Genomic DNA, 2,838 nt, shown 5'->3' with positions numbered 1-2,838 from the left:
CAGCATCTGGGCGATGTTGAACTCAACCCCCGGGCCGAGGCCTTCATCTGCAACAGCTTTGATCAGCGTCTCAGGGGTGTAGAGCCCTGCGGCGAACTCGGAGGTGAGCGAATAGAGGGTGATGCCAAGCTCGATGCCCGAGCCTGCGATGCCTTCTGACATGATTTCTGGTTCCTTCGTTGTCAGCCGCGGACGGGCTGGGCGAGATGGCTGTTGAGGATGCGGCGGGCTTCTGAAGCGTCGGTGATAATGGCCGAACCGGCGTTGGCGGCCGCTGAGCGCTGGACGGCCTGCTCGCCGCGGATGATGTCGAACGGGTCCTGCCAGTTGTTCCAGTGCCAGCCTTCGTATTCGCTGGAGATTGCGCCGGAGTAGCCGTGCTCAACCAGCTGCCGGACAAGGCTCCGGACCGGCACCGAGGGCTCTTCGCCGGTCTCGTCGATGCCGAAGAACTTGCCGTGCACGTGGCGGACCCAAGGCATGATCTCCAGCCAGGTGTCCAGCGGGGCAGGACCGAAAAGCCCTGTTCCGTTGATGGCGAAGTCAATGCCAAGATCGGGCCGGCCGTTCCGGGCCGCCAGGCCGATGAAGGCACCGAAGCGTTCACCGTGAACCTTTTGCGTGTTTGGCGGTCCGTCGACGTAGAAACCATTCCACAGGTCGACCACCTGTCCGAGAAGTTCCTCCGAAGCACCACGCCGCCGGTAGGCCTCCAGCAGGGAGGGCGCAAAGCCGGTAACGGTGGCACCCCAGTCGGCGGTGAAGCCGAGCAAGGGGGAATTGAGTTTCTCGTAGCGGTCGCGAAGGGCCAGGACACGTTCGTGGGCGCCGTGCTGGTCCGCGTGGACTTCGAGGGCCAGGGTGACGCCGTACTTCTCGGCCACGGGCAGCAGGCTTTCCATGGCGTCCGGAGTCAGCGAGATCTGCACCCTGGCGATCGGGAAGCCGAGCCTGGCGGCTACTTCGATCTGCTTGCGCATGTATTCGACAAGCTCGTCATGGTTCATCAGCCGGTCGCGGCGGATTCCGGTGTCAACGTTGACTGCGAGAGAGGTGGGGACCAGGTCAACCTCGGCCACAAGATCACGGAACTGGCCCACGAAGTTGTCATCGATCCGGTCCGGGAAGCCGCGCAGGCTGGAGAATCCGATGACTTCGAGCCCTGGGCCGAAGCCTTCGGCCGCCACTTTGCGGATCAGGCCATCGAGGTCGTACTGCCGGGCGTGGAAGGCCCGGGTGAAGCTGTAAAGGGTGACGCCCTGGATCGGCGTGCCGAGGCTGGTCATCGCTGTTCCACCTTCATGGTCTTGGTGTCGTGCTCTTCGATGTGCAGCACGCCGTGGTCGGTGATGATGTAGGGGATGTAGAGCTTCAGGTCCACCCTGACCTCGTGCTCGGTCCGGCTGTCCGGGACGGGAAGGTCACCCGAAAGGACTGCCGAGTCCAGCGGGAACCACCATTCGCCGGTCTCGTCCACGAGTTCCTCGAAGCTGAAAGTGCGATTGTTCATGGTCCAGCGCAGTGAGCCCTCGGGGGCGGCGACGCCGTCCACTGTCAATGCAGCTCCAGCGATGCAGGAACCCGGCAGGGCCCGGTACCAGGGGATGCGGACTTCGACGGCGGTACGGCCGTCCTGGGTGATCAGTGTTCCCTGCTCGATTATGCGGTCGGCGATCATCGAGACCTCCTTGTCTGCGGCATGCCTTGCCTGTGATTGAACGAAATAGCAGCGGCATCGCACCACTTATTCATTATTTAATCAGTCTATTGTCTGATTCAGACATAAGTAAAGAGCTGTTGAGTTCTTCTGTGAGTTTCCGGGCCCCGCGCACTGCGAGCGCCACAGCGGTCAGCGTGGGATTGCAGGCCGTGGCGGTGGGAATGACGCCGTTGCCGGCCACGAAGAGGCCGGGGACCTGCCACACCTGGCTGTCGGGCGAACACACGCTCTCGCCGTCGTCCGTTGCACCCATCCTGGTTGTGCCCTGATAGTGAAGCGAAGCGCCGGGCGGCATGACGAACGGACGCTCGTCGAGCGGTTCACCCACCGCCTTGCCCAGGCGGACAATTTCCTGCTTGGCGCGGTCCAGCACCTCGTGATCCCGCTCTGTGAGGCGATAGTGGATGCGCATGGCGGGCATTCCGTACGAGTCGCGGACACCGTCGTCGAATGCCACCCGGTCCTCGCGCTGCAGATCCTTGGCGCAGAACAGGCCAAGCCCCACGATAGAGCCCGGGACAACGGGGTCATCGTCGGCCAAGGGAACCGGTGACGCATCCAGTTGCATGATCTGGCCGTGGAAGGGCGCCCCGTCCGTGTAGGGAACCCAGGCAACTCCGCTCTGCTCACTGAGCGCGCCGTTGGCGGCTGCCCGGCCCTGCGGAGCCGTGACATCGCGCAGCCGGCTCGCGAACACCACCTGCGCCTGGTCGTTGAGGTAGCGGCCCAGGGCGTCAGGCCGGATCCCGGAAGCCCACAGCAGCTGCGGCGTGCGCAGGGCATCCGCACCCACCACAACGTATCGGGCGGCCACCTGATGGGTTTCGCCGCTGCGGCGGTCCTGGACTTCGATGCCGGCAGCAGCGCCATCCTCCAGGAGCACACGCGTTACCAGCGACTCATCAAAGAGTTCAAACTGCGGATTTTCGCGGGTCACATCCCCCATCACGACGTCGGAACCTGACCAGACCAGGCCGCCGTCCTCCCGCCGGTGTACAGCAAGAGGCATGGGCTGGACGCGGTAGGCGGTGCCACGGCCCGCGTCCACGGCGGCGGCGAGTCGTTCCCGGACGAGGTCAGAGAACGGAGCCCCGTCAAAGGCGCGGGTGGTCACCCCC

Annotated in this window: 3 protein-coding genes; all 3 read right to left on the bottom strand. The window is 64.3% G+C overall.

Going from position 1 to position 2,838, the window contains the following annotated elements; genetic code table 11:
• Window positions 1–182 precede the first annotated feature (182 nt).
• The gene (locus LQV45_RS23965; RefSeq protein WP_230009127.1) at window positions 183–1,286 is read right to left on the bottom strand and encodes a sugar phosphate isomerase/epimerase; all 1,104 of its coding nucleotides are present in this window, start codon (window positions 1,284–1,286) and stop codon (window positions 183–185) included.
• A complete protein-coding gene (locus tag LQV45_RS23960) occupies window positions 1,283–1,678 on the bottom strand; it encodes a DUF6379 domain-containing protein (protein ID WP_230009126.1) in 396 nt (131 codons plus the stop codon). The genes LQV45_RS23965 and LQV45_RS23960 overlap by 4 nt, the downstream gene beginning before the upstream one ends.
• A gap of 73 nt (window positions 1,679–1,751) precedes the next feature.
• Window positions 1,752–2,729 (bottom strand): GMC oxidoreductase, encoded by a 978-nt coding sequence (locus LQV45_RS23955; protein ID WP_230009125.1) that lies wholly within the window; start codon window positions 2,727–2,729, stop codon window positions 1,752–1,754.
• Window positions 2,730–2,838 lie beyond the last annotated feature (109 nt).

The sequence above is a fragment of the Microbacterium sp. Bi128 genome (genome assembly GCF_918698205.1).
Note: the sequence above shows the minus strand (reverse complement) of the source record. Positions and strands in the feature narration are given on the sequence as shown.